The organism is Myxococcales bacterium (assembly GCA_022184915.1).
Classification (GTDB): Bacteria; Myxococcota_A; Polyangia; order Fen-1088; family Fen-1088; genus JAGTJU01.
Genome location: JAGTJU010000004.1, coordinates 730,044 through 751,842, shown reverse-complemented (window position 1 = coordinate 751,842; position 21,799 = coordinate 730,044). Strand labels below are relative to the sequence as shown.

General features: G+C 64.3%; 23 protein-coding genes. 11 read left to right on the top strand and 12 right to left on the bottom strand.

All coding sequences use genetic code 11. The annotated features are described in order from the left end of the window. Positions 1-98: 98 nt before the first annotated feature. Positions 99-926, bottom strand: a complete 828-nt coding sequence (locus tag KA712_18265; GenBank protein MCG5054914.1) for an SDR family oxidoreductase — start codon at positions 924-926, stop codon at positions 99-101. Between the two features lie 26 nt (positions 927-952). Between KA712_18265 and KA712_18260 the strand changes: the two genes are divergently transcribed. Then, entirely contained in the window at positions 953-1,609 is a 657-nt protein-coding gene (locus KA712_18260) for a hypothetical protein (GenBank protein MCG5054913.1), read from the top strand. 32 nt (positions 1,610-1,641) lie between these two features. Next, on the top strand, positions 1,642-2,667 hold the full coding sequence (locus KA712_18255) for a hypothetical protein (GenBank protein ID MCG5054912.1): 1,026 nt from the start codon (positions 1,642-1,644) through the stop codon (positions 2,665-2,667). A gap of 10 nt (positions 2,668-2,677) precedes the next feature. On the opposite strand, the gene KA712_18250 is transcribed toward KA712_18255, so the two are convergent. Next, complete coding sequence (locus KA712_18250) at positions 2,678-2,842, bottom strand: hypothetical protein (protein ID MCG5054911.1); 165 nt, start codon at positions 2,840-2,842, stop codon at positions 2,678-2,680. A gap of 229 nt (positions 2,843-3,071) precedes the next feature. Between KA712_18250 and KA712_18245 the strand changes: the two genes are divergently transcribed. From KA712_18245 to KA712_18235, 3 genes are read left to right on the top strand one after another with little or no spacing between them, the layout of a single operon-like run. Beyond that, the gene (locus KA712_18245) at positions 3,072-3,878 is read left to right on the top strand and encodes an AAA family ATPase (GenBank protein MCG5054910.1); all 807 of its coding nucleotides are present in this window, start codon (positions 3,072-3,074) and stop codon (positions 3,876-3,878) included. Continuing rightward, positions 3,875-4,798, top strand: coding sequence for a ParB/RepB/Spo0J family partition protein (locus tag KA712_18240; GenBank protein ID MCG5054909.1), 924 nt, complete (start codon positions 3,875-3,877; stop codon positions 4,796-4,798). The genes KA712_18245 and KA712_18240 overlap by 4 nt, the downstream gene beginning before the upstream one ends. Next, complete coding sequence (locus tag KA712_18235) at positions 4,795-5,505, top strand: TIGR02266 family protein (protein MCG5054908.1); 711 nt, start codon at positions 4,795-4,797, stop codon at positions 5,503-5,505. Before KA712_18240 ends, KA712_18235 begins: the two co-directional genes overlap by 4 nt. Before the next feature lie 18 nt (positions 5,506-5,523). On the opposite strand, the gene KA712_18230 is transcribed toward KA712_18235, so the two are convergent. The 4 genes from KA712_18230 to KA712_18215 form a co-directional block, all read right to left on the bottom strand. After that, positions 5,524-5,715, bottom strand: a complete 192-nt coding sequence (locus tag KA712_18230; GenBank protein ID MCG5054907.1) for a biotin/lipoyl-binding protein — start codon at positions 5,713-5,715, stop codon at positions 5,524-5,526. Positions 5,716-6,132: 417 nt separating this feature from the next. Next, positions 6,133-8,019: an RNA polymerase sigma factor RpoD gene (gene rpoD, locus KA712_18225; GenBank protein MCG5054906.1), complete on the bottom strand. Its 1,887-nt coding sequence runs from the start codon at positions 8,017-8,019 to the stop codon at positions 6,133-6,135. A gap of 1 nt (position 8,020) precedes the next feature. After that, on the bottom strand, positions 8,021-9,868 hold the full coding sequence (dnaG, locus tag KA712_18220; protein MCG5054905.1) for a DNA primase: 1,848 nt from the start codon (positions 9,866-9,868) through the stop codon (positions 8,021-8,023). Positions 9,869-10,131: 263 nt separating this feature from the next. Next, entirely contained in the window at positions 10,132-12,168 is a 2,037-nt protein-coding gene (locus KA712_18215) for an OmpA family protein (GenBank protein MCG5054904.1), read from the bottom strand. Between the two features lie 216 nt (positions 12,169-12,384). Between KA712_18215 and KA712_18210 the strand changes: the two genes are divergently transcribed. After that, the gene (locus tag KA712_18210) at positions 12,385-13,353 is read left to right on the top strand and encodes a hypothetical protein (GenBank protein ID MCG5054903.1); all 969 of its coding nucleotides are present in this window, start codon (positions 12,385-12,387) and stop codon (positions 13,351-13,353) included. A 37-nt stretch (positions 13,354-13,390) separates the two neighbouring features. Here the strand turns inward: KA712_18210 and KA712_18205 are convergent, their stop codons facing one another. Together KA712_18205 and KA712_18200 are read right to left on the bottom strand one after the other, a co-directional pair. Then, complete coding sequence (locus KA712_18205; GenBank protein ID MCG5054902.1) at positions 13,391-13,678, bottom strand: polyhydroxyalkanoic acid system family protein; 288 nt, start codon at positions 13,676-13,678, stop codon at positions 13,391-13,393. Positions 13,679-13,722: 44 nt separating this feature from the next. After that, entirely contained in the window at positions 13,723-14,124 is a 402-nt protein-coding gene (locus KA712_18200) for an acyl-CoA thioesterase (GenBank protein MCG5054901.1), read from the bottom strand. A gap of 53 nt (positions 14,125-14,177) precedes the next feature. Here KA712_18200 and KA712_18195 point away from each other — a divergent pair, with 53 nt between their 5' ends. Beyond that, positions 14,178-14,606, top strand: coding sequence for a lamin tail domain-containing protein (locus KA712_18195; GenBank protein MCG5054900.1), 429 nt, complete (start codon positions 14,178-14,180; stop codon positions 14,604-14,606). A 129-nt stretch (positions 14,607-14,735) separates the two neighbouring features. Here KA712_18195 and frr read toward each other — a convergent pair whose 3' ends face one another. From frr to rpsB, 4 genes are all read right to left on the bottom strand, one after another. After that, the gene (frr, locus tag KA712_18190) at positions 14,736-15,293 is read right to left on the bottom strand and encodes a ribosome recycling factor (protein ID MCG5054899.1); all 558 of its coding nucleotides are present in this window, start codon (positions 15,291-15,293) and stop codon (positions 14,736-14,738) included. Further along, positions 15,283-16,017 (bottom strand): UMP kinase, encoded by a 735-nt coding sequence (pyrH, locus tag KA712_18185; GenBank protein MCG5054898.1) that lies wholly within the window; start codon positions 16,015-16,017, stop codon positions 15,283-15,285. Before pyrH ends, frr begins: the two co-directional genes overlap by 11 nt. Positions 16,018-16,256: 239 nt before the next feature. After that, a complete protein-coding gene (tsf, locus tag KA712_18180) occupies positions 16,257-16,916 on the bottom strand; it encodes a translation elongation factor Ts (protein ID MCG5054897.1) in 660 nt (219 codons plus the stop codon). Positions 16,917-17,073: 157 nt separating this feature from the next. Further along, entirely contained in the window at positions 17,074-17,946 is an 873-nt protein-coding gene (gene rpsB, locus KA712_18175; GenBank protein ID MCG5054896.1) for a 30S ribosomal protein S2, read from the bottom strand. A gap of 447 nt (positions 17,947-18,393) precedes the next feature. On the opposite strand from rpsB, the gene KA712_18170 reads away from it, so the two are divergent. From KA712_18170 to KA712_18155, 4 genes are all read left to right on the top strand, one after another. Continuing rightward, positions 18,394-19,722, top strand: a complete 1,329-nt coding sequence (locus KA712_18170) for an inositol-3-phosphate synthase (protein MCG5054895.1) — start codon at positions 18,394-18,396, stop codon at positions 19,720-19,722. A gap of 91 nt (positions 19,723-19,813) precedes the next feature. After that, positions 19,814-20,245: a hypothetical protein gene (locus KA712_18165; protein ID MCG5054894.1), complete on the top strand. Its 432-nt coding sequence runs from the start codon at positions 19,814-19,816 to the stop codon at positions 20,243-20,245. Positions 20,246-20,282: 37 nt separating this feature from the next. Further along, positions 20,283-20,669, top strand: coding sequence for a hypothetical protein (locus KA712_18160; GenBank protein MCG5054893.1), 387 nt, complete (start codon positions 20,283-20,285; stop codon positions 20,667-20,669). Further along, a complete protein-coding gene (locus tag KA712_18155; protein ID MCG5054892.1) occupies positions 20,653-21,765 on the top strand; it encodes a hypothetical protein in 1,113 nt (370 codons plus the stop codon). Before KA712_18160 ends, KA712_18155 begins: the two co-directional genes overlap by 17 nt. The last annotated feature ends 34 nt before the right edge of the window (positions 21,766-21,799 follow it).

Below are 21,799 nucleotides of genomic sequence, written 5' to 3'. Positions count from 1 at the left end.
AAATACGAAGGTGCCCGTAACATAATCCAAGTTCCGCGCTTCGCGAGGCTTCCAGATTGGTTTTTTGTCCGCCGTTTCGGCCATCTGGAGCATTCCGCTCAGGTGGGGGCCGTCCAATCCGAGCCCGGGGGGCGCAGCAACAATTCGTGGGTCCAGCCCCGCCGCGGCTGGCCGTGTAGGTACGCGCAGGCTTCGGCGATGGCCTGGGCCGGAATCGCTCGGTCTTCCCCGTTCCGGGCGACCCACGCTGTCGTCTTTTCGCTGGCGATCGCACCATCGATCGGAAGGTAGGCCACGTGGACGCCGCCTTCGCGCCACTCGCGGGCCGCGACCTGAACCAGCGCCCGCAGCCCGTGCTGAACGGCGGCCAACGCGGCGTAGCCTGCCTTCGTCCTCACCCCGGACGAGGTGCCAATCTGAAGGAAGGTGCCCTGCCCGCGCGCCAGCATGCGAGGCCCCACGGCGCGGAGGAGGTTCCACGTACCGCGCAAATAGCTGTCGACCCCCCGCTGCAGGTCCTCGTCTTCCATCTCGACCAACGGACGGGCTCCGAAGCGGCCCCCCGCCGTCTGGGCAGCAATGCAAAGGTCGATGGCAGGCTCCGCATCGAGGGCTGCCTTCAGGGTTTCGGGACGCGTCAAGTCGCAGACCAGGGGAACCCCCAGGCCGCCCGCCGCGGTCACCGCCGCCGCCGCGTCCTCGACCGTCTGTCGTGTGCGCGCCGCACAGAGCACGCGAAAACCTCGTTCGGCGAAGTGCAGGGCCAGAGTGTGTCCAAGGGTGCGCACACCCACGATCAGAGCCGTAGGACGTTCCGGGGAGACAGGCGCTTCCACGCGCCGCAGTCTACGCGCCTGCGTTCCCGCCGTCTCGGGACCTTCTCGCTCAGGATCCTCGTCCACCTGCCGAAGGGATGAAATAGGCAAACAAACAGTAAGCAAAGAGACAGGAAATGCCATCTGCCCCTGCTCGAGGTTCGGATACGCGACCGTCCTCACCCCTGGTGAAGATCGCGGTCGCTTTGACGTTGGTGACGGCGGGTACAGGGCTCTTCCTGGTAATGCGGCAGGTGTCCCCCCGCCCTCGCCCCGCGGTCGAGCCTCCTCCCCTCGAAGCTTTGGCGCCGGAGCCAGAGCCCGACGCACCCCGCGAGCCCATTGCCCCCCCCTCGCTCGCCCCCCCGGCCCCGGCACGCGTCGCGAGCCCGACCGCCCCCGCTGCGGAGGCCCCCCGGGAAGCAAGCGCGACAGAGTCCGTCGCCAAGATTCCTCGCGACCGGCTCGAACTCACGCTGCAAACGGAAACAGACCCCGAACGAAAGCTGGCGCTCATCGAGCGGCTGCGCAACGAGGGGGGCCCCGTCGCTCATTACACCGTCTCCGTGTTGTTGCCGGACTCCGACAAGCGTGTGCGGCTCGCGGCTCTCCGGGCGGTGGAGGCGATGGACCGCAATAACGATGTGCTCATGGACAAGGTGCACACCGTGTACAGGTACGAGTCTGACCCGGAGGTTCACGCCGAGCTCGACCGGCTTCTCTTGAAGTACCGTCCGCTCGAGGAGGCGGAGGCCCGTCGCCGCGAGGCCGCGACACAGGCGAACAACCCTTGAGCCAACGGGCCTCGTGACAGGCTGACACCCTCATGCTTCATCCGGGACGTTCCGCCAACTCGCCGCTCGGGCGCCTCGTAGTGCCCCTCCTGCTCTTGAGTGCCTGCGGGCACCAACGGCCGGGCACGGTCAGGCAGGTTCCGCCTGTGGGCGACGTCTCCGGCACCTGGGAAGGAAGCTTCGAGCAGGCGCTCACCAGCACCGAACGGGGTACGCCCGATCGGCAGGTGGAACGGCATACCTGGCGCCTGCAGCAGAATGGCGAACAAGTCCGGGGCGTGCTCTTCGTCGAAATCACCCTGACATCGGGCGACGGACGTCCCTATCTTTGCAGCGGCCGAACGAAACTAACGGCCTGGCTCACGAGCGAGGTGGTCGGTCGTCGGCGCGGTGATCATCTCGAGCTCCGTGAAGACAAGGCACCTCATGTGGACGGCCCCTGCCAGCCCCCGCCCCGCGATCGCTCCGCGTTCGAGGGCCGTCTCGACGGCGACGCGTTGGTCTCGACGGCGCGAGGTCCCTTGAGGCGCTTGGTGCGGCGACAGACAGCGGCAGCAACGCCTCTCGATCCCCGGGCTACGGAGCGGGTACCGGCCCTGACGAGCCTGTCGTTGGTCGGACCTCACCACGCCACTCTGTCCGGCCCCGCCGAGCTCCACGGCCACTGGGTTTGGGAGCAACAAGCGGCTTTGCCCAACGGCGACGCAAAACGGGAGAGAGAAGAGTGGCACCTCGTCCAGGAGGGCAGGGAGCTGGTAGGCTTCTACGATCGCTTCGTCGAACAGCGCTCCACCGATGGACGCCTCTATCGGTGCAACAACGCCCTCGATTTCCGGAGCGTGACCCGCTACGAAGTTCGAGGCGTTGTCTCGGGACCGCGCTTCGTCATCAGCGAGCAAACCTTCGAGGTGCTCGAGGGCGGCCCCTGCGATGACGGCCAGAGGCAGCTCGATAGCTACGAGGGCGAAGCACGAGAAGGCGATTTGGTACTCAGCTTCGGGGTCGGACAGCAGGTGTTGCGGCGTGCCCGCCCGAACGTTCCGACTCAAGCCTTCTGAGCGCGCAGGGCTAGTCGTCCACGTCCCAGCTCGCGACGGCCTTGAGGCTGTCCGAGACTTCATCCTCGAAAAAGGCGTCGGTCATTTCGTCGAGGTAGGCGGCTTCGAGCTGTCGCAGCTCTGAGCGCTCGAAGTCCTCGAAGCTATCGAACATTCCCATCTCGTGATTTCGCATGGCGTGCGTCTCCTGTGGCGGGTGGCAGTCCCTCTCCGTCTGTCCGACGAGAGTGAGACTTAAGACTACATGTAATACAAGGTATACAAGCCCAAGGATCCGTCAACTTTTTCGAGCACTTTGGCGCCTCGGCGAGGCGCTTGGGGGTTGTGTTTCGCGACCTCGGGCGATTCGCAGTTGGATTTGTTGATGAAGGGGTCTGGAAAGTGTTAGGACCGTTCGCCCCAACATGGGTCGGGTCATCGCCGTCGCGAATCAAAAAGGGGGGGTCGGTAAAACGACCTCCGCCGTGAACTTGGCTGCATCCTTGGCGGCGGCCGAAAAACGGGTTCTGCTCGTGGACATGGATCCGCAGGGCAACGCCACGTCCGGTCTCGGCCATCCGAAAAACGCCGTGCAAACGAGTGTTTACGACGTGCTGCTGGGCGACGCCGCCATCGAGGACGTCGTGCTGAAGACCGAGCTTTCGTTCTTGGAGTTGCTGCCCGCCAACCAAAATCTCTCGGGCGCCGAGATCGAACTGGTTGGCAGTGAGGGCCGAGAGCAGCGGCTGCGGAAGCCCTTACGCCAGCTGGCCAGCCGCTACGACTACGTCTTCATCGACACCCCCCCCTCCCTCGGCCTGCTCACGCTCAACGCCCTATGCGCCGCGGACGGCGTCCTGGTGCCACTCCAGTGCGAGTACTACGCCCTCGAGGGTCTTTCCGACCTGAAAAATACGATCGACCTGGTGGGCCGAGCCCTCAACCCGGGACTCGCGATCGAAGGCATCCTCCTGTGCATGGTGGATACACGCCAAAACCTCACCGAGCAGGTGACGGAAGAGGTGCGGCGCCATTTTGGTGGCGTCGTTTACGAGTCCACGATTCCCCGCAATGTTCGGCTTTCGGAGGCGCCCTCGTTCGGAAAACCCATCTTGCTCTACGACGTCGCCTCGAAGGGGGCCAAGAGCTACCTCGAGGCAGCCCGCGAGTTCCTGGGGCGGTACGACAGACGCGAGGCCCATGCCGCTGCCGTCGAGGAGCGCTCCGCATGAACCCTGGAAAGCGCAAGGCTTTAGGGCGAGGCCTGGCCGCCTTGATCCCGCAGGCCGGCGCCACAACGAGGGAAGAGACCTTGGGAGCATCCGCTCCCGCGAGCCCCGAGGCCGCCCGGGAGGGATTGCGCTTGGTGCCTATCGAAAACCTTCACCCCGGCCGTACCCAACCAAGAAAGACGTTCGACGATGAGCGGCTCGACGAACTTGCCGCCTCGATCCGCGCCCAGGGCATCATCCAGCCGCTGCTTGCCCGTCCTAGACCCGAAGGCGGGTTCGAGATCGTGGCCGGCGAGCGGCGCTGGCGGGCCGCAGGGCGGGCGGGTCTTCACGAAGTGCCTGTGGTCGTCCGGGATCTCTCTGACACCGAGGCCGCCGAGGCGGCCTTGGTCGAGAATCTGCAGCGCGAAGATCTGAACCCGATCGAAGAGGCGCGCGGCCTGGATCGGCTAATCAGCGAGTTCGGCTACACGCAAGACGCCCTGGGTGGGCGGGTGGGCAAAGACCGCAGTACGGTGGCGAACGCGCTACGCCTGCTCAAGCTGCCCGACAAAGTGCAGGCCATGGTGGTGGACAACCGACTTTCCATGGGCCATGCCCGCGCCTTGCTTGGCTTGGATTCGCCACCCGCCATGGAACAGCTGGCACGCCAAACGGTAGCCCGCAACTTGTCGGTACGGGCCGTCGAGGCCCTGGTCAAGAAGGCACGCACAGGCTCCGACAGGCCCGTGGTGGTACCGCCCCCCGTGGCCCCGGCCCGCCAATCGGCCGCGGCCCGAGACTTGACCGAGCGGCTCCAGCGGTCTTTGGCCACCCGGGTGCGGGTGGTGGAAAGTGGTCCTGGCACGGGGCACCTTGAGATTTTCTATCACTCTCTCGATGAGTTGGATCGCATCCTCGGGCGCATCCTGCCCTCATGACCCAACCTGACGAAAAGCAACACGCACGTCGTAGCGAACGCATCCGGGTGGCGCTGGAGATCCGGTATCGCTCGGCAGGCGCCTTTCTCGTCTCTTACTCGGTGAATCTATCCCACGGAGGACTCTTCATCGAAACGGAAACCCCCCTCCCTCAGGGAGACCGTATCGATCTCAAGCTGCTCACCCCAAAGGAGCAGACCATCGAGCTTTCGGGGGTGGTTGCGTGGGTGCGAGGGCCCAACCAAGCATCCCCGGGTGAGCCGCCGGGCATGGGCATTTCGGTGGAGACGCCGGAGGAGAGCTACGGCGTGCTAATCGACGACATGGCGTCGAAGTTCTCCGGCCTGAAGGTCCTCTTGGCGCTTGGACCCGGACAAGATCGTGCACGCGCCGTGCTCAAGCGTCACATGGCCGCCATCGTGGCCTGCAAGGTGGTGGATGTGGACGACGCCTACTACCCGCAGGACGACGCCCTCTTCGACTTGGCGCTCGTGAACTTGGACTGGATCGAGGGCGAGGACGTCGTTGGACGCATCCGTGACGGGCAGCGCCCCGTGCCGCTCATCGCACTCGGGCACTCGACCGCGAGCCGGCGGCGAGGCAATAGCCTGGGAGCCCTCGCGTCGCTCGACAACCCTCCGTCATTTTCGGAGTTGCGCGCGTCCGTCATCGCGGCGCTGACGCGTCCCGAATCTGTTTCGGCCTAGGGCACCGCGTCGCCCTCGTCACTCGAGAACGAGGAGTCGAGCGCCTGCCTCCACCGCAGCTCCCTCCGTCACCGCAACCTGGGTCACGCGGGCCTCCCGGGGCGCCTTGAGCTCGTTCTCCATCTTCATGGCCTCCACCACCACCAGCGGCTGGCCCTGGCTGACGACCATGCCTGGGCTGACGAGGACCTTGACCACGCGCCCAGGCATCTGGGTGCGGATCTCGAGGGGCCCCGTGGATCCCCTCGCCTCCCCCAGGCCCAAACTCGCGAGGAGCGACTTTCGCCCGTCTGCCACCTGCGCGACCACCGCCAAGCCTCGTAAGCCAACCTGCAGATCGGCCCCCGTGCCGCTCACGCGGGCGCAGACCGGTTGGAGCTCCTCGTACCAGTGCCAGGCACTGTGGCCTGGTCCCCGCGCCCTGCGCTCCACCCGAACGGGTGGTGCCTGCCCCACCGTGACCTCGAAGGCCGTCTCGCCAGCGGTCTGCACCCCCACGACGTAGGACTCGCCGGCTACCGTGATCGTGAAGCGTCGCTGCACCCTCGTCTCCGCGCGAAGTCCAGGCCGTCTTCCGCCTCGCGCCGCGCACACGGCCCGGGAGCCGCGGACTCGGGCGAAGGGACCTCAGCCCTCCATGAAGCTCTTGAGCCGCTTGCTCCGCGAGGGATGACGAAGCTTTCGCAGCGCCTTGGCCTCGATCTGCCGTATGCGCTCCCGCGTCACCTCGAAGTCCTGGCCCACCTCTTCCAAGGTGTGGTCGCTCTTTTCTCCGATACCGAATCGCATCCGAAGTACCTTCTCCTCGCGTGGGGTCAGCGTGGCAAGGACGCGTCGGGTTTGCTCCGCCAGGTTCATCGAGATGACCGCGTCGGAAGGAGAAATGACGCTCTTGTCCTCGATGAAGTCGCCGAGGTGCGAGTCTTCTTCTTCTCCGATTGGGGTCTCGAGAGAGATCGGCTCTTTCGCGATCTTGAGGACTTTCCGAACCTTGTCGATCGGAAGCTCCATCTTGTCCGCAATCTCTTCCGGCGTGGGCTCGCGGCCAAGCTCTTGCACGAGGTAGCGGCTCGTGCGGATGAGCTTGTTGATGGTCTCGATCATGTGCACCGGAATACGTATGGTGCGGGCCTGATCGGCGATGGCGCGGGTGATGGCTTGGCGAATCCACCACGTGGCATAAGTCGAAAACTTGTAGCCGCGCTTGTACTCGAACTTGTCCACCGCTTTCATGAGGCCGATGTTGCCTTCCTGGATGAGGTCCAGGAACTGCAAGCCGCGGTTTGTGTACTTCTTGGCGATGGAGACCACCAAACGGAGGTTGGCCTCGACGAGCTCGGCCTTGGCCAGCTCGGCTTGCCGCTCACCGTCTTCGATCTCGCGGACAGTGTCGCGTAGGACGTCTTCCTGAAGGCCGGTCTCCTCTTCGACCGTCTTGACCTTCTTCTGCGCGTTCATGATGACGCGCGCCATGTCCTCGAGCTCTTCCGCACGGAGGCCCAGCTTTTTGGCCACGGCCTTCTTGCGCACATCGGACGTGCGCTGCTCTTTGAGGGTCTTTTTGAGATCCCTGAGGGGCATGCCCGAGCGCCTCTCGCACTCGCCCACCTCGCGGTTCGCCGTCTCGATACGACCTACGTAGCTCTTGAGCACGCTGACGATGCGGTCGATCTGCTTTTTGTTCAGGCGCAGGTCGTGCAAAGCCTCGAACATCTCCTGCTTGTGCTTGTCGACCTGCCCTTTGAGCTTTTTCTTGACCGCGTCGGTCGGCGGTTTGCCGTCGGCATCCTTCTCGAAGAGCTTTTCAATCTCCCGCTGGTGGCGCTTGACCTTGTCGATGACCTTGCAGACACGCTCGATGTGAAACTGCTCGTCGAAGTCTTCGGACTCTTCATCAGCGTCCTTCACGACCTCTTTGACTCTGATCTTCTGCTTGCGGAGCTTCTCCGCGAGGTCGATGATCTCGTTGATCGCAACGGGGGAGTTCAACACGACCTGCAGGACCCGGCGCTCGCCGTCCTCGATGCGCTTGGCGATCTCCACCTCGCCCTCGCGGGTGAGCAGAGACACCGAGCCCATCTTCCGAAGGTACATGCGTACCGGGTCGTTGCTCTTCGAGTACTCTTCGTCCTCCTCGGCTTCTTCTCGGGCTTCGCCGTCGGACTCGTTTTCTTCTTCGGAGAGGCCGCGATCCCCCACCTTCATCGAGGACGACGAGTTCTCGACGATCTCGATCCCCTCTCCGCCGAGGGCGCTCAACCAGTCATCGATCTGGTCCGAGGAGACGATGCTTTCCGGCATGTGGTCGTTGACTTCCTCGTAGGTGAGGTAGCCCTTCGCCTTGCCCATCGTGATGAGTTCGCGCTTCTTTCGCTCCACATCCCCGTCGGCCCCCTCCGGCCCCGTGCGCTTTTTTCGCCCCGGCTTGCTGGCAGCAGCCGCCGCCAGGTCCGCGTCGCCAGCGTCGTCGGTCATATCGTCTGCGTCGTCGTCGAGCATGTCGATCATGGTCATCTCAGTGCCGTAGGTGAGCCTCTTGGAGCGATTGCTTTTTTCGGATGAGTTCGAACTGCTTCAGGGTCAAAGATTGGCCCGTGGTCTCGTCGCCCCGCGACAGGGCGGCCTCGAGTTGACGTGCAACCATAGCGACTTCGGCGTCGAGGTGCACGAGTTCAAGCTTGACCAACATTTCGGAGAGTGCGTGGTCAGCCCGCTCCATGGAGCGGTAGCGCACGCCTTCCGTCACGATCTTGGCCACTGCGTCACGGATCTCCTCGTCCCCCGCGTCCAGCCAGGCAGGCACATCCAAGCGGCCCTCCGCCCTTACGCTGTCGAGAGCCCGGCGGGCGTAGGCCTGAACGCCGGCGTCGGTAAACAGAGTCACTGCCCGCTCGGCGGCCGCAGAGACGGCCAGATCGGGGCGGTTGACCAGCAGGGCCAGGATCTCGAGTTCGAGGGGTGAAGCCTTGCGGGGCGGCTTGCGGGCGGGGATCGCCTGAGGTGCCCCGGCCGCTTCCGGCCGTGCGCCGGAACGGCGACCGGCTTGCACGGCCCCACGCAGCGCCCGCGCCACCTGGTAGGGGTCCACCTCGAGGGCTGCGGCCAATCGACCTGCGTAGAGTTCGCGCGCCGTCGGGTTTTTCACCTTCGCCAGCACCTCGGCCGCCCCTTCGAGAGCCGCCACCCGACCTGGCACAGATTTGTCGGCTTCCAGGGCGACGGTGTCGATGAACTGCTCCACCATGGGCCGGGCGTTGTCGACCAGCCGGGCGAAGGCCTTGGCCCCTACCTCTTTGCCCTGGCTCCGAATGAAGTCGTCCGGATCGATCCCAACGGGCATCCGCGCCACCCGCCCGTCCACGTCCGCTTCGAGGAACAGGGGCAACGCCCGGCGCGCGGCGCGCTCACCCGCGGTGTCGCCGTCGAACACGACGACCACCTTGCGGGCCACCCTCCCCACGATCTGCACCTGCTCCGCCGTGAGCGCCGTGCCCATGGGGGCTACGGCGTTGGTAATGCCTGCGTCGTGCAGGGACATCACATCGAAGTTTCCTTCCACCAGTACGGCGGTTTCGGTTTTCCGCATGCCTTCGAGGGCGGCGTGAAGCCCGTAGAGCTGCTCCTTTTTGTGGAAGAGCGGCGAATCGGGCGAGTTCACATACTTTCGCTCCTTCGCTTCCGGGTCCATCAGCCGCGACGAAAACCCCACCGGCCGCTTCTGTCTGTCGAGCACGGGGAGCATGACCCGATCACGGAAAAAGTCGTAAGTGCCCCGCTCGTTACGCCCGAGGAGTCCCAGGCGCTCCGCCACTTCGACGGGCACATGAGCCTGCATCAAATGCTCCGTGAGCGCGTTCCAGCGCCCGGGCGCAAACCCCACCCGGAAGCGTGCGGCGGTTTCGGGCGAGAGGCCTCGACTTTGAAGGTACGCCCGCGCCGGGGCAGCCTCGGGCGTCTGTAGCTGGGTCTCGAAGAAAGCGACGGCCAGCTCGACCACGCGGAACATGCGGCTCCGCTCTGTCTCCGCTTCCGCCAAAGCCCGGCGCTCGGAGGGAGACATTCGGTCTTCGGGAAGCTCGACGCCGGCGCTCTGGGCGAGATCGCGCAAGACCTCCGGGAACGACTGGTGTTCTACCTGTTGCAGAAACGTGAACACGTCGCCTTTGGCCCCGCACCCGAAGCAGTAGAAGTACTGACGCTGCTCGTTGACATGAAACGACGGGGACTTTTCGGCGTGGAAAGGGCACAACCCCATCCAGCTGCCCGTTCCCGCACGCTTGAGCTCGACATGCCGCCCGATGACCTCCGAAATGTTGGTCCGGTCCCTGACCTCGTCAATTTTCTCCCTGGGGAGCTGAGACAAGACCTTTGGCACTGCCGGAACCCGCGCCGCTGACGCTCGCGATTTCTAGCTGAGAAGCCTTCTCCGTCAAGGTTCCCACCTGAAATTAAAGGGTTTCTGGCTAGATTTGGGGGTGTCGCTCCCACCAAGTCCTACCAGCAACCCGCACCTGAGCGCTCCGGGTCCACCGGTGGGCCTCCAACTCCGGATGCCCTCTTCGTGAACGAGCTTACAGACGCAGCGAGCCGCCCCCGGGAGGGCGGCTCTCGGCTCAGACGTCCCCTCTACTGCCCCTCGGTCCCCTGCAACCGGTACTCGTCGGAGCGCTTGAGAATGACGAACTCCACCCGCCGGTTCTGGCTCCAGCAGCCCTCGTTGTGTTCCCGGCAAATGGGCTTCGTCTCGCCGTAACCGTGCGAGGAGAGGCGAAGTCCGTCCACGTTTCGCTCTTCGAGAGCCCGCTTCACCGAAGCGGCCCGGCGTTCGGTCAGGTCGAGGTTATGGTCGTCTGCCCCCCGCTCGTCTGCATGCCCCTGGATCTCGATGAGCTCGATCTGGGGGTTGCCGTTCATCGTGGCGGCAATGGCATCGATGAGCGGGAAGGAGATCGACTTGATCACGTCGCTGTCGGTCTCGAAATAGATCTTGTCGAGAATCTCCAGTTTGCCCTTGCGTACGATGACCTTGCCCTTGTCCGGGCAGCCGTCGTCGTCATCCGTTCCGTTGTAGGTTTCGGGCTCGTTCGGACAGTGGTCATCCTTGTCCAGGATTCTGTCGTGATCGTTGTCCGGGTCGGGGCAACCGTCGACATCCTCGAAGCCATCCTTGTCTTCGGGGTCATTGGGACAGAGATCGTCAACGTCCAGGATGCCGTCGCGATCGTTATCGGGTTCGGGGCAGCCGTCCTCGTCCTCGAAGCCATCCTTGTCCTCGGGATCGTCAGGGCACTGGTCGTCGTCGTCGGGAATGCCATCCCCGTCCCGGTCGCTGTTGAGGTCGTCAGGACAGCCATCCTCGTCCTTGTAGCCGTTGCGGGTCTCAGGATCGTTCGGGCAAGAATCGTCGTCGTCCAGAATGCCATCCTGGTCGTTGTCAGGGTCTGGGCAGCCGTCGAGGTCCTCGAAGTCGTCGAAATCTTCGGGATCGTCGGGACATTGGTCGACGTCGTCCTTGTAGCCATCCCGATCCCGGTCGCCGATCGAGGGCTCGAAGATGAACCCGACGTAGATGCGGCCTCGTTCGGCGGCGCCGTAGGACTTGAGGAAGCCCCAGCCCGCCCCCGCCTCGAAGAACGAATTGCGTGCCATGTACAGCTTGATCCCCGCCACGGCCTCAGCGAGGGGCGGAAGGGTCTTTTCGTCGGTGCCCTCGAGCTTTTTCGCGTTGAGGCCATACTGGCCATACACCTCGCCCACGATGTCGAACTGCTCGGGAACCACGGCGAACGACATGCCCAAGCCACCCAAGAGCTCGTTGCGTAGACGAATGCCGTGGCCGGTGTTCTCGTTCATCCCCATGACCTGATGCGAGAAGGTGGCGGGGTTGTCGACGAAGACCGCGTTTTCCTTCGTCCGGATGCGGGCCCCAGCGTTGATCCCGATGCGAAAGCGGCCTGCTTTTCCGAATTCGGTGTCGACCGCCACCGTGGGTTGGAGGATGAGTTGGCCCTCGCCGAGGAACCGATCTTTGTTTCCTGTGGGAACGATCACCGTCGGGATCACGGCCAGGCCCACTTTGTTGCGACTGGCGTTCGAGAGGCGCAGCTTCGGGTGGATGCCCAAATCGCCGAGCCCCTGGCCGTCGAACTTGAACTGCTCGTCGTCGTTGGCTGTCTCAGGGTCTCTTGGGTCGATGGGCGTGGCCCGGCCCGACATGATGCCAAGCGGCAGGGTCAAGCCCAGCTGAAGGCCCACTTGGTTCTGGCTGAAGATACCCACCGCTCCGAGCAACGTGGGCGTCACGAGGTTTTGGACCTTGAAGGTGCGCTCGCCGGAACCCTCGAAAAAAAGCGGCTGCCGGGCCCACGTCATCACCAGCCCGAAGGAGAAGTCTCCCGGGGCGAGGATCTGGGAGGCGTTCAGGGTGGTAAAGCCCTTGCTGTCGACCGCCGGCCGGAAGACCTGCAAGTCCACCGGAGCGGTGGCCAGGTCCTGGGCGTGGGCGGATTTCACCTCGAACGCCGCCGCCCAAAGGAAAGCCCCACAAAGGGAAGCCCCGAGAGAGGCCAGCAGGGTGGAAAGGCGACAGGCGGAACGCGAAGAAAAACCTGGCATGTGAGTCTCCGGAATGGCGAAGGGGCCCGGGGGCCGTGGCGGCCTCACGGCGGCGATCCCGGACCACGCATCCACGACCGGCCGAAAAGCCTCCGGGCGCTTTTATCGCATGGCAAGAACCTCCATGAAAGCGGTGATTTGCGCTGGTCGCGGGAAAGTGTGAACGGGCGTCGCCGCGGAACCATCGGATATGCTCCCGCTCACGGCCGCGCACCGAGATCCGGAGCGGACCGTCGACCCTTCGACCGCCAAGGACTCATCGCAATGCCCGCCTCGCCCCTCTCCTCCTCGGAAAGCCGCATTCTCGGCAGTACGAACCTGGTCCGCTCGAGCGCTGGGGCCCCTGCATCCTGGGCCCGGCTTCTGGCCCAAGCGGGCGCCGACGGCGGGTTTCTTCACGCCGGCCCTGCGGGGGAAGCGCTCACCGCGTGGGTGAGTGCGTTGGCCGCCGAGGGCCTGCCTCTTTCCGGCCTCGAGTTGCCGCAGGCGCAGGGGCCGCTCGGACAGGGAAAGCGCTTGCCTCACTGGGCGTCACCCGACGACGCCGAGGAACGTCTCGCCGCCATCCGTTCGGCTGACGAAGTCCTCGCCGTGGCGGGCTCCGCAGGCGCGGCCTGGGCCTTACTCGACGCCATCCCGCTTGCACTGAAGGCGCCCTGGCCTCTCTTTGCCCGGGCCTACGCGGAGAGACGTTTCGATCCGGAGGGCCATGCCCATCCCGCGGCGCGCGCCCTGCTGCGCTCCGCGCGACAGGAGCGGACGGACAGAGCGGAGCGCTTGCTCGACGCGGGCCGTTTTGCTCTCGAACGCTTGGCCCAGGTGGCCGACCGGCGACAAGCCGTCCTTGCGATCTCGCATGGCGGAACTCCCTGGCACTTCCCGAGCCCCCGCGAGCGGGACCAACTGCTCGAGGAATTCTCGGGGGCACTGCTCGTGAGAGCCTACGCCCCAGCCCGCCTCCGCGTGCTCGAGACCCTGGGGCTGCTCTCGCCGGAGAGGGGCGAAGAGGCCAAGCGGGCGCCTATCGTGGTGGCTACGGACGCCGTGGGGCTCATGGACGATCTCCTCCCCGGGCTTGGCCCGGCGCCCCTCGACGAACCACTTGGTCAGGATGCCGAAGGCACGCGCCCTCCGGCGTTCGTGGTGGTGAGCGGGCGTCCCGGATGTACCTCGGTCGAGTTGCAAGAGGCCGTCGCAAGGCTGCGCCGGCTGACCCGTAAAAACGGGAATTGAAGCCCCCCGAGCCGGTGTATCCGAAGCCGGCGGGGGCTCAGGCCGCCTCGTTCACGAGCTTCGTCAGACGGGCGGTGATGCCGTCGCGAATGGGACCCATCATCGGGGTCAGCAGTAAGCCGATGGACACGTCGACGAACAAACGGTCGGCTCCGATCCTCACGGAGGCATCGAGCCCTTTGCGGGTCACTGTCATCACGTCGTTGCCGGTCCAGGCACATTTGGCGCCGTACTCGTCTTCGAGTTTGCTCTGCGCCCGCTCGAGCCGCGTTTTGGCTTCGGCAGGGTCCAGGCTATGCGGGATCTCGACGTTGAACTTGGGCATGGCTCACTTTCTGCTCGGTCGAAGTTCAGTCGCGGCGCGTGGGGTCACGCCTCGAAACAGCAAGATAGCCGCTGCGCAAACGACGTGGGGAGCTTTTGTACCTTGCCCTGCATGTCGACGCACGCATGGGCCGTGTGTCCGAGGGCCAGCACCGTTTCGCCCCGGGTCACCTCGTAGGCGAAACGCAACGACGCGCGCCCGAGGGCGACCAAACGGGTATGGATCGAAACGATCTCATCGTAGTGAGCGGGTGCCTTGTAGGTTACGAGCGCCTCCACCACCGGGAGGCGCATGCCGTAGACGCGCTCGGCCTCGGCGTAGGGCTCTCCGGCGTCCCGCAAGAATTCCGCCCGCCCCTGCTCGAAAAAACGGAGGTAGTTGCCGTGATACACCACCCCCATCTGATCGGTGTCCGCGTAGAGGATTCGGAGGCTCGTGGTAACCATGGTGTCGTCAGACTGTTGAGTCCAGCCAGCCTTATGGACTATAGACAGGTTCCATGCCCCTCGTCTTCGAAGAAGTCCACGCCACCTCGGAACGGAAAAAGGTCAACGAAGAATGGTTCGTTTTGGCCAACCACGGCAGCAGCCCGGTGAACACAGCCGGCCTGAACGTCATCGTGGCGCCTCGAGGAAAACGCGGCTCCGTCCTTGGCCAGATCGATCCTGGGTTCGTGCTGCAGCCAGGCGAGAAGATTTTGATTCTCAGCGGCTCGCCGGGGAAGAAATCTCAGGGCACGCCCCCCGAACGGCCCGGCCTCAAGACCTACTATCTCTTTAGCCCCGTACCTCTTTTGGCGGGAGACGGCACCACGATCCGATGGACCTTGAACCAGGTCGACGTTGCCAAGGTCACCTATGCGGCCGCAGCGCTCGACGGCGTCACCGCAGCCGTAACCGATGGCGGCGCTCCCGAACCGGCGCTGTAACGCGACGCCCATCGGGAGCCCACCTCGGGGCTCCCCCTCCTTGCGAGGGCCCGGAGTCAACTCGGCCCCTACAAACGACCTGGGCGCCAGCCCGGTCGTGTAAAGGCAGGCCGGCTCCCGGCGCTGGGCTCAGATTTCCATGATCTCCGCTTCTTTTTTCGCCAGGATTTCATCGACGAGCGCGACGTGCTTGTCCGTGGCGTCCTGAACGCGCTTGAGTCCGGCCTTCTCGTCGTCTTCGCTGATGGCTTTGTCCTTCAGAGCTTCCTTGAGCATCTCGTTCGAGTCGCGACGCGCTCCTCGCAGGGCTACCTTGGCCTCCTCGCCCATCTTGCGGACGACTTTCACGAGGTCCTTGCGGCGTTCCTCAGTGAGCGGCGGCATGGGCACGCGCACGACTTCACCGTCCGAGTTCGGGTTCAGCCCCAGCTGCGCCGCGCGGATCGACTTCTCGATTTCCGGGATCAGCGACTTCTCCCAGGGCTTGATCGTGATGAGGCGTGCATCGGGCACGGTCATCGACGCCACCTGGTTGAGGGGGGTGGGCGTTCCGTAGTAGTCGACCTTCACCCCGTCGAGGATGGCGGTGTTGGCGCGGCCCGTACGGACCTTGGTCAACTCTTTCTTGAGACTTTCGATCCCCTTGTGCAGCGAACCTTCCAGCTCCTTGACAACGTCATTGATCATCGTCTTTTGACTCCTCTCCCGTGGTTGGCTCAGGGGTGGTTTCGGAACCCATGTTGGCGCGTTCCTCCACCACTTTCGTACCCAGGGGCTCGCCCAGAACGGCGCGTCGAATGTTCCCGGGCTTGGTCATGTTGAACACCAGGATCGGCAAATTGTTGTCCCGGCAAAGAGAGATGGCCGTCGAGTCCATCACGGCGAGGTTGCGGTTCAACACCTCGAGATAAGTCAGCCGTTGAAACATGCGAGCGTCAGCGTGCTTCTTCGGGTCTTTGTCGTAGACCCCGTCGACCCTCGTTGCCTTCATGACGATCTGCGCGCCGATTTCCATCGCACGCAGAGCCGCCGCCGTATCCGTCGAGAAGTACGGATTGCCTGTCCCTGCCGCAAAGATCACGAGACGCCCCTTCTCCAGGTGCCGAATGGCACGCCGGCGAATGTAGGGCTCTGCGACCCGCTCCATCTCGAGGGCGCTCATGACCCGTGTCTTCAGGCCTCTTTGCTCGAGCGCGTCCTGCAGCGCCAACGAGTTGATGACCGTGGCCAGCATGCCCATGTAGTCGGCGTGGGCGCGGTCCATGCCCACCGAGCTGGCAGCGACACCGCGGAAGATGTTGCCGCCTCCGATGACCAGAGCGACCTCGACGCCCAAGCTGTGGACGTCGATCACCTCGTCTGCCATCTGGCCAAGAATTTCGGGGTCGATGCCGTATCCGGTGTTGCCCATCAGGGCCTCGCCCGAAAGCTTCAGCAGGACACGACGGTATTTGACGCCCTTGACCAGAGGTGGGCCTCTGTGGTCGGGATCGGGCAAGCGCGGCAGGCCCCGCTTCGGAAGCTTCGGCTCCGACGATGGGTCGACGTTCGATGAACCTTCGAGATCCGTTTCGTTACCCACCGCGTGCGTTCCTTGGCTGGTCCTGGCTGCTGGTCCTGGCTGCTTGCCCTGTCCCTTTTGGGAGCGACTCAGGCCTGACCGGCCTGACGCTTGACTTCTTCGACGAAGTCGTCCGACCGCTTCTCCAGGCCCTCTCCCACCTCGAAGCGCACGAAGCGGCGCACGCGGCAGTTCTCGCCCGTCTTGGCAGTCAGCTCGGTTTGGAGATCACGAATGGTCTTCTTTCCATCGGGATCCTTGACCCAAACCTGCTCGAGCAAGCAGATGTCCTTGTACCACTTTTGGATCTGGCCCTCGACGATCTTGGCCCACACCGCTTCGGGCTTGCCGCTGGTCTTGGCCGCCTCGGTTCGGACGGCCTTCTCGCGCTCGAGCGCCTCGGCCGGCACATCTTCGGGACTCACGTAGCTCGGGTGCATGGCAGCGATCTGCATGCAGACCTCGCGGCCGAAGTTTTGGAAATCGTCGCCGCGACCTACGAAGTCGGTTTCGCAGTTCACCTCGAGAAGAACGCCGATGCGGCTTCCGTGTAGATAGGTGAACGCGCCCCCTTCGGAGGCGATGCGCCCGGCTTTCTTTGCCGCGCTGGCGATGCCCTTGCGGCGCAGGTAGTCGATCGCTTTTTCCATGTCGGCGTCGCACTCCACGAGTGCCTTTTTGCAGTCCGACATGCCGGCGCCGGTGCGCTCACGCAGGTCCTTGATCATCGATGCGGTAACTTCGGCCATGGGAATTCTCCCTTCAGAGATCTATCGGGAATCGAAATGGGGATCTGATGCGAGCGGTTCACCGCCGGGGCGCTCGTATCGAACGCCCCGGGGCTCCGCAGGACAGGCGCTCGAGCCCCGCGGGCAGGAGGTGCCGCGGGACCGTGCGCGCGCGAGATTACTCGGTGCCGCCCGAGCCGTCGCCCTCGGGGGACGCAGCCGCTTCGGGAGCCGGCAAGTCGGTACGGCGGCGGGACACGATCTCCACCTTTGGACCTTCGCCACCCGAAGACACGCGGATCGTCTGGCCGTCGTCGGAGGGCTGTACCGTTTGAGCACGCACGGCGCGCTCGCGGGCCAGCTTTTGCCCCAACATGCACGCGTCGGCGACCTTCGTGGCGAACAGCTTGATCGAGCGAATGGCGTCGTCGTTGCCAGGGATGGCGTAGTCGATGACGTCGGGGTCGCAGTTCGTGTCGACCACGCCCACGAGCGGAATCTCCAGCTTGCGCGCCTCGTCCACGGCGATGTGCTCCCGCACGACGTCCACGATGAAAACCGCGCCGGGCAAATCGCCCATGTCCTTGATGCCACCCAGAGCACGCTCGAGCTTCTCTTTTTCGCGCGTGAGCTGAATGGTCTCCTTCTTCGTGATGCGCTCGAAGGTTCCGTCGGTGGCCATCTTATCGATAGACCTGAGGCGCTCGATCGAGCCCTTCACCGTTTGGAAGTTGGTGAGGGTTCCACCCAACCAACGGTTCGTGACGTAGAACTGGCCACAGCGCTGGGCCTGCTCCCGGATGATGTCTTGTGCTTGCTTCTTCGTGCCCACGAAGAGTACCGGCTTGCCGGAAGCCACGGTGTTCACCAGGAAGGTGAAGGCGCGGCGGAACGCCTTGACCGAATACTGAAGGTCCACGATGTGGATGCCGTTGCGGGCACCGAAGATGTAGGGCTTCATCTTCGGGTTCCAGCGGCGTGTCTGGTGACCAAAGTGAACGCCGGCTTCCATCAGCTCGCGCAGCGTAATCGGGTTGTCGATCGAAGCCATCGGATTCGGCGCGGCTCCACCGGCGGTGTTCTCAGTCGTTTCCATCGTTCTGCCTTTCGCGTTGTGCCTCCGTCGGGGTCATTGGCCATGCGGAACCGGGTGAAAACCCGGCACGCCCGATGGCCTCGCCCGACGTGTGGTGTTTGAAGGGTCAGCTTTTTACCACATTTCCCTTGTCTGCCAAGCGCTTCTGCGCGCTCTGCGCCAAGCTCCTGCGGGACCCCGAGGGCCCCTCCGCGGACGCGCGGAGGCGACATTTTCGCGAGAACTTACCCTCATCCCTGAAACCGATAACTCCCCCTCGGCATCGGTAAGGCGCCGGAGGTGCCCAGAAGCAGCCACTTGGCTCGAATTTTGCTATAAGGCCCGGGCGTAAGCTCGACGTGTTGAATCTTCAACACCTTCGACATCGACGAGTCATTGAGAACGAAGGAACAAGGAAAAGAAATGCCGCTGACGAATTCTGCAGCTCCAGTCGACATCCGCCCCGCCAAAGGCAAGCTGGGTATCCTGATGCCGGGCATGGGGGCCGTTGCCACGACCTTCATGGCAGGCGTGGAAGCCACGCGACGAGGCTTGGCGAAGCCAATTGGCTCACTGACTCAGATGGGAACGATTCGGCTGGGCAAGCGCACCGACAACCGGACGCCCGCCATCAAGGACTTCGTTCCCTTGGCCTCTCTCGACGACTTGGTGTTCGGTGGCTGGGATCTTTTCCCCGACAATGCCTACGAAGCTGCAGCGCACGCGGGTGTGCTCAACAAAGAACATCTGGGGCAGGTCAAGGACTTCCTCTCGGAGATCAAGCCCATGCCTGCGGTGTTCGAGCAGGAGTACGTCAAGCGCCTGACGGCGACCCACATGAAGACCGGCACGTCAAAGGCCGATCTTGCCGCGCAGGTGATCGCCGACATCGAGACCTTCCGAAAGACCAACGGATGCGACCGTTTGGTCATGGTGTGGTGTGGCTCGACCGAGGTCTACCGCGAGCCCGCAGCTTGCCACCGCACCTTGGCTACCTTTGAGAAGGGTCTGGCCGAGAGCGATCCCGAGATCGCGCCCTCCCAGATCTACGCTTACGCGGCGCTCAAGTCGGGCGTTCCTTACGCCAATGGCTCGCCCAACCTGACCTTGGACACCCCCGCCCTGGTCGAACTGGCCAAGGAAAAGGGGCTTCCGATTACGGGCAAGGACTTCAAGACCGGCCAGACCTTCCTAAAGACCCTCCTGGCTCCGGGCTTCAAGGCCCGCCTGCTGGGGGTCGAGGGGTGGTACTCCACCAACATCCTCGGCAACCGAGACGGTGAAGTGCTGGACGACCCCGAGTCGTTCAAGAGCAAAGAGGTCTCGAAGACGGGCGTGCTCGACTACATCCTGCAGCCGCACCTCTACCCGGATCTTTACGGCAAGCTGGACCACGTCGTTCGCATCAACTACTACCCTCCGCGCGGCGACAACAAGGAAGGCTGGGACAACATCGACATCTTCGGATGGATGGGGTACCAGATGCAGATCAAGGTGAACTTCCTCTGCCGCGACTCGATCCTCGCAGCACCGGTGGTCCTCGATCTGGCCCTCTTCCTCGATCTGGCGCATCGTTCGGGGATGAAGGGGATCCAGGAGTGGCTCTCCTTCTATTGGAAGTCGCCGCAAACGCCCGAGGGGCTCTACCCCGAGCACGACATCTTCATCCAGCTCATGAAGCTGAAGAACACGCTTCGGCACCTCCGCGGTGAAGATCTCATTACCCACCTCGGGAACGAGTACTACGACTAGGCGCCGGCCACGCCGGACGGACCGGGGTCGGAGGGAATCGCGCAGCGCGTCCCTCTTGACCCCGGTTGCCTTACCGGTGTAGGGGGAAAACATGCAGAACATCGCACAACGAGCGTTTCGGGTCCTGGCTGCCTTTTCCCTCTGCGCAAGCTTCGTCGCCGCTTGCGCGAGTGCCCCTGCGGTGCCACTGCCGAGGGAGGAACTCGACGGCGCCAAGTACAAGCTGGTCGTCATTTCGGGCCGAATGGATTCCCGCGTGGTGCAGTTCAAGGTGCAAAGCGGCGGTGTGGTAGGCGTCCTGGTGGACGAAGGAAAGATCCTGTCCCAGCTCGTCGGGCTGCCGGCCAACCTCGAGATGTTCAAGCTGCGCCCCGTCGAGGGCACGGAGAACGCCTACGAGGGCATCTTCGTGAACTACCAACCCGACGGAAGTCGCGCCGAGAGCGAGGTGAAATTGACCTTCAACAAGGACAATTTCGTGTGGAACCTTGAATCGGCCACGTGGGAGCGCGTCCAAGAGTAAAGCGCTCGGCCCCCGGGGGCGGGCGTCGAGGTGAATCATGCGTCAAGTGTTCTTGTGGGGCGCCTTGTGCCTGGGTCTCGTGACCCTAGGGGCGCCCGTTTTCGCCGCACCGTCTGTCGAGCCCCCCGCCGCTGCGGAGACCGGCGCGCTGGCTCCGTTGCAAGTCGTCGTTCCTGGGCAGGAAGCCACGCCCCACGGCGCGCCTGACCCAAAGCCACTGGACCTGTCCCCGCGGCCACCCGAGCCCGGTGTCAGCCTTGACCGTCCTGCAAACGAGGGTGACCGCTCCGTCGTGAAAACGTGGTGGTTCTGGGGGGCCGTGGCGGGCGTGGTGGTCACCACCGTGGCCATCGTGCTCGTGGCGGGAGGCTCCGAGTCTGCACCTGCAACCGACCTGGGAGACATGCGTGCGTTCCGCAACTGAAGTGGCACTCGGCGCTTCGCGTCGTCGCGGAGCACCAGCAAGGCGGCTCGGCGGCCTCGTGCTGGCGTTCTCGCTGCTTTTGGGCTTCCTGTCGGCCTGTACGGAGGGAAAATCCTTCGTGGTGGTCAGGCTGCTGCCTGCGGCCGGTCAGACCATCCCCGGTGTCGCGGCGGTGCGCCTGGAGCTCAGCACGGGCCTGCTCTCCGATACCCTGACCTACGCCTCGCGGCCCTCACCAACCTTCGACCTCCTGCCCACCCGTGAGGTCACGCTGTCGGTCAGCTTCTCCGATGCCCTCACGGGAAACGCTGTCCTTGGGGCTGCGGCACTCGATGGCAGCGGGACCGTGCTGGGATACGGCGAAGGCATCGTGAAGATCGCGCCTGGCCGCGAGGCCTTCACGACGGTCCTCGTCGAAAAGGGCAAGTTGCCGCCCGCCGAAACCGACGCGGGCGCGGCCGACGGGGCAAGCCCCGATGCCACCAACGTCTTTCCAGACCTCACGTGCACGCCGGCTTCGGCCAACGCCTGTGGGACGAACGCCACGTGTGGCGTCTCGTGCAAGACCAACGGGGACCCGGCGTCGCAGTGTGTGGCGGCCGGCGCCAAGCAGCCCGGTGAGCTCTGCAGCTCCGGAGAGTGCGCCCCCGGTTCACAGTGCTTTTCGGACACCTGTGGCGTTCGTGTATGCCGCCGTTTTTGCGACATGGACCTCGACTGCCCCACGGGGGGCAGTTGCTTTACGGAGATCATCTGTGCGGATCCCCCCCGCCCGACGGGCGTTCGGATCTGTTCCCAGCCTTGCGATCCCCTTGGCGAGGCAAAGGTGGGCTGCGCAACGGGCCTCCGTTGCTTCGTGTACCCCGGAGAGGTGACCGACTGCGACTGCGTGGCGCCCGAGCGAACCAAGGGTGATGGCGCCCCGTGCACCGACAGCAGCTCGTGTCTCCCGGGGCTGGCTTGCATCACGATGGGAGGCGTTTCCAGCTGTCGTCCCCTCTGCCGGCTCAACGCCCCGGGAACCTGCGCGCAGGGCAGAACCTGCGAAAGGTTGACCAACCCCGATTACAACGTATTCGGCGCCTGCGTCCCTTGAGGCGTCTCGGGCTCCCGCTGGCGGGCCGACAAAG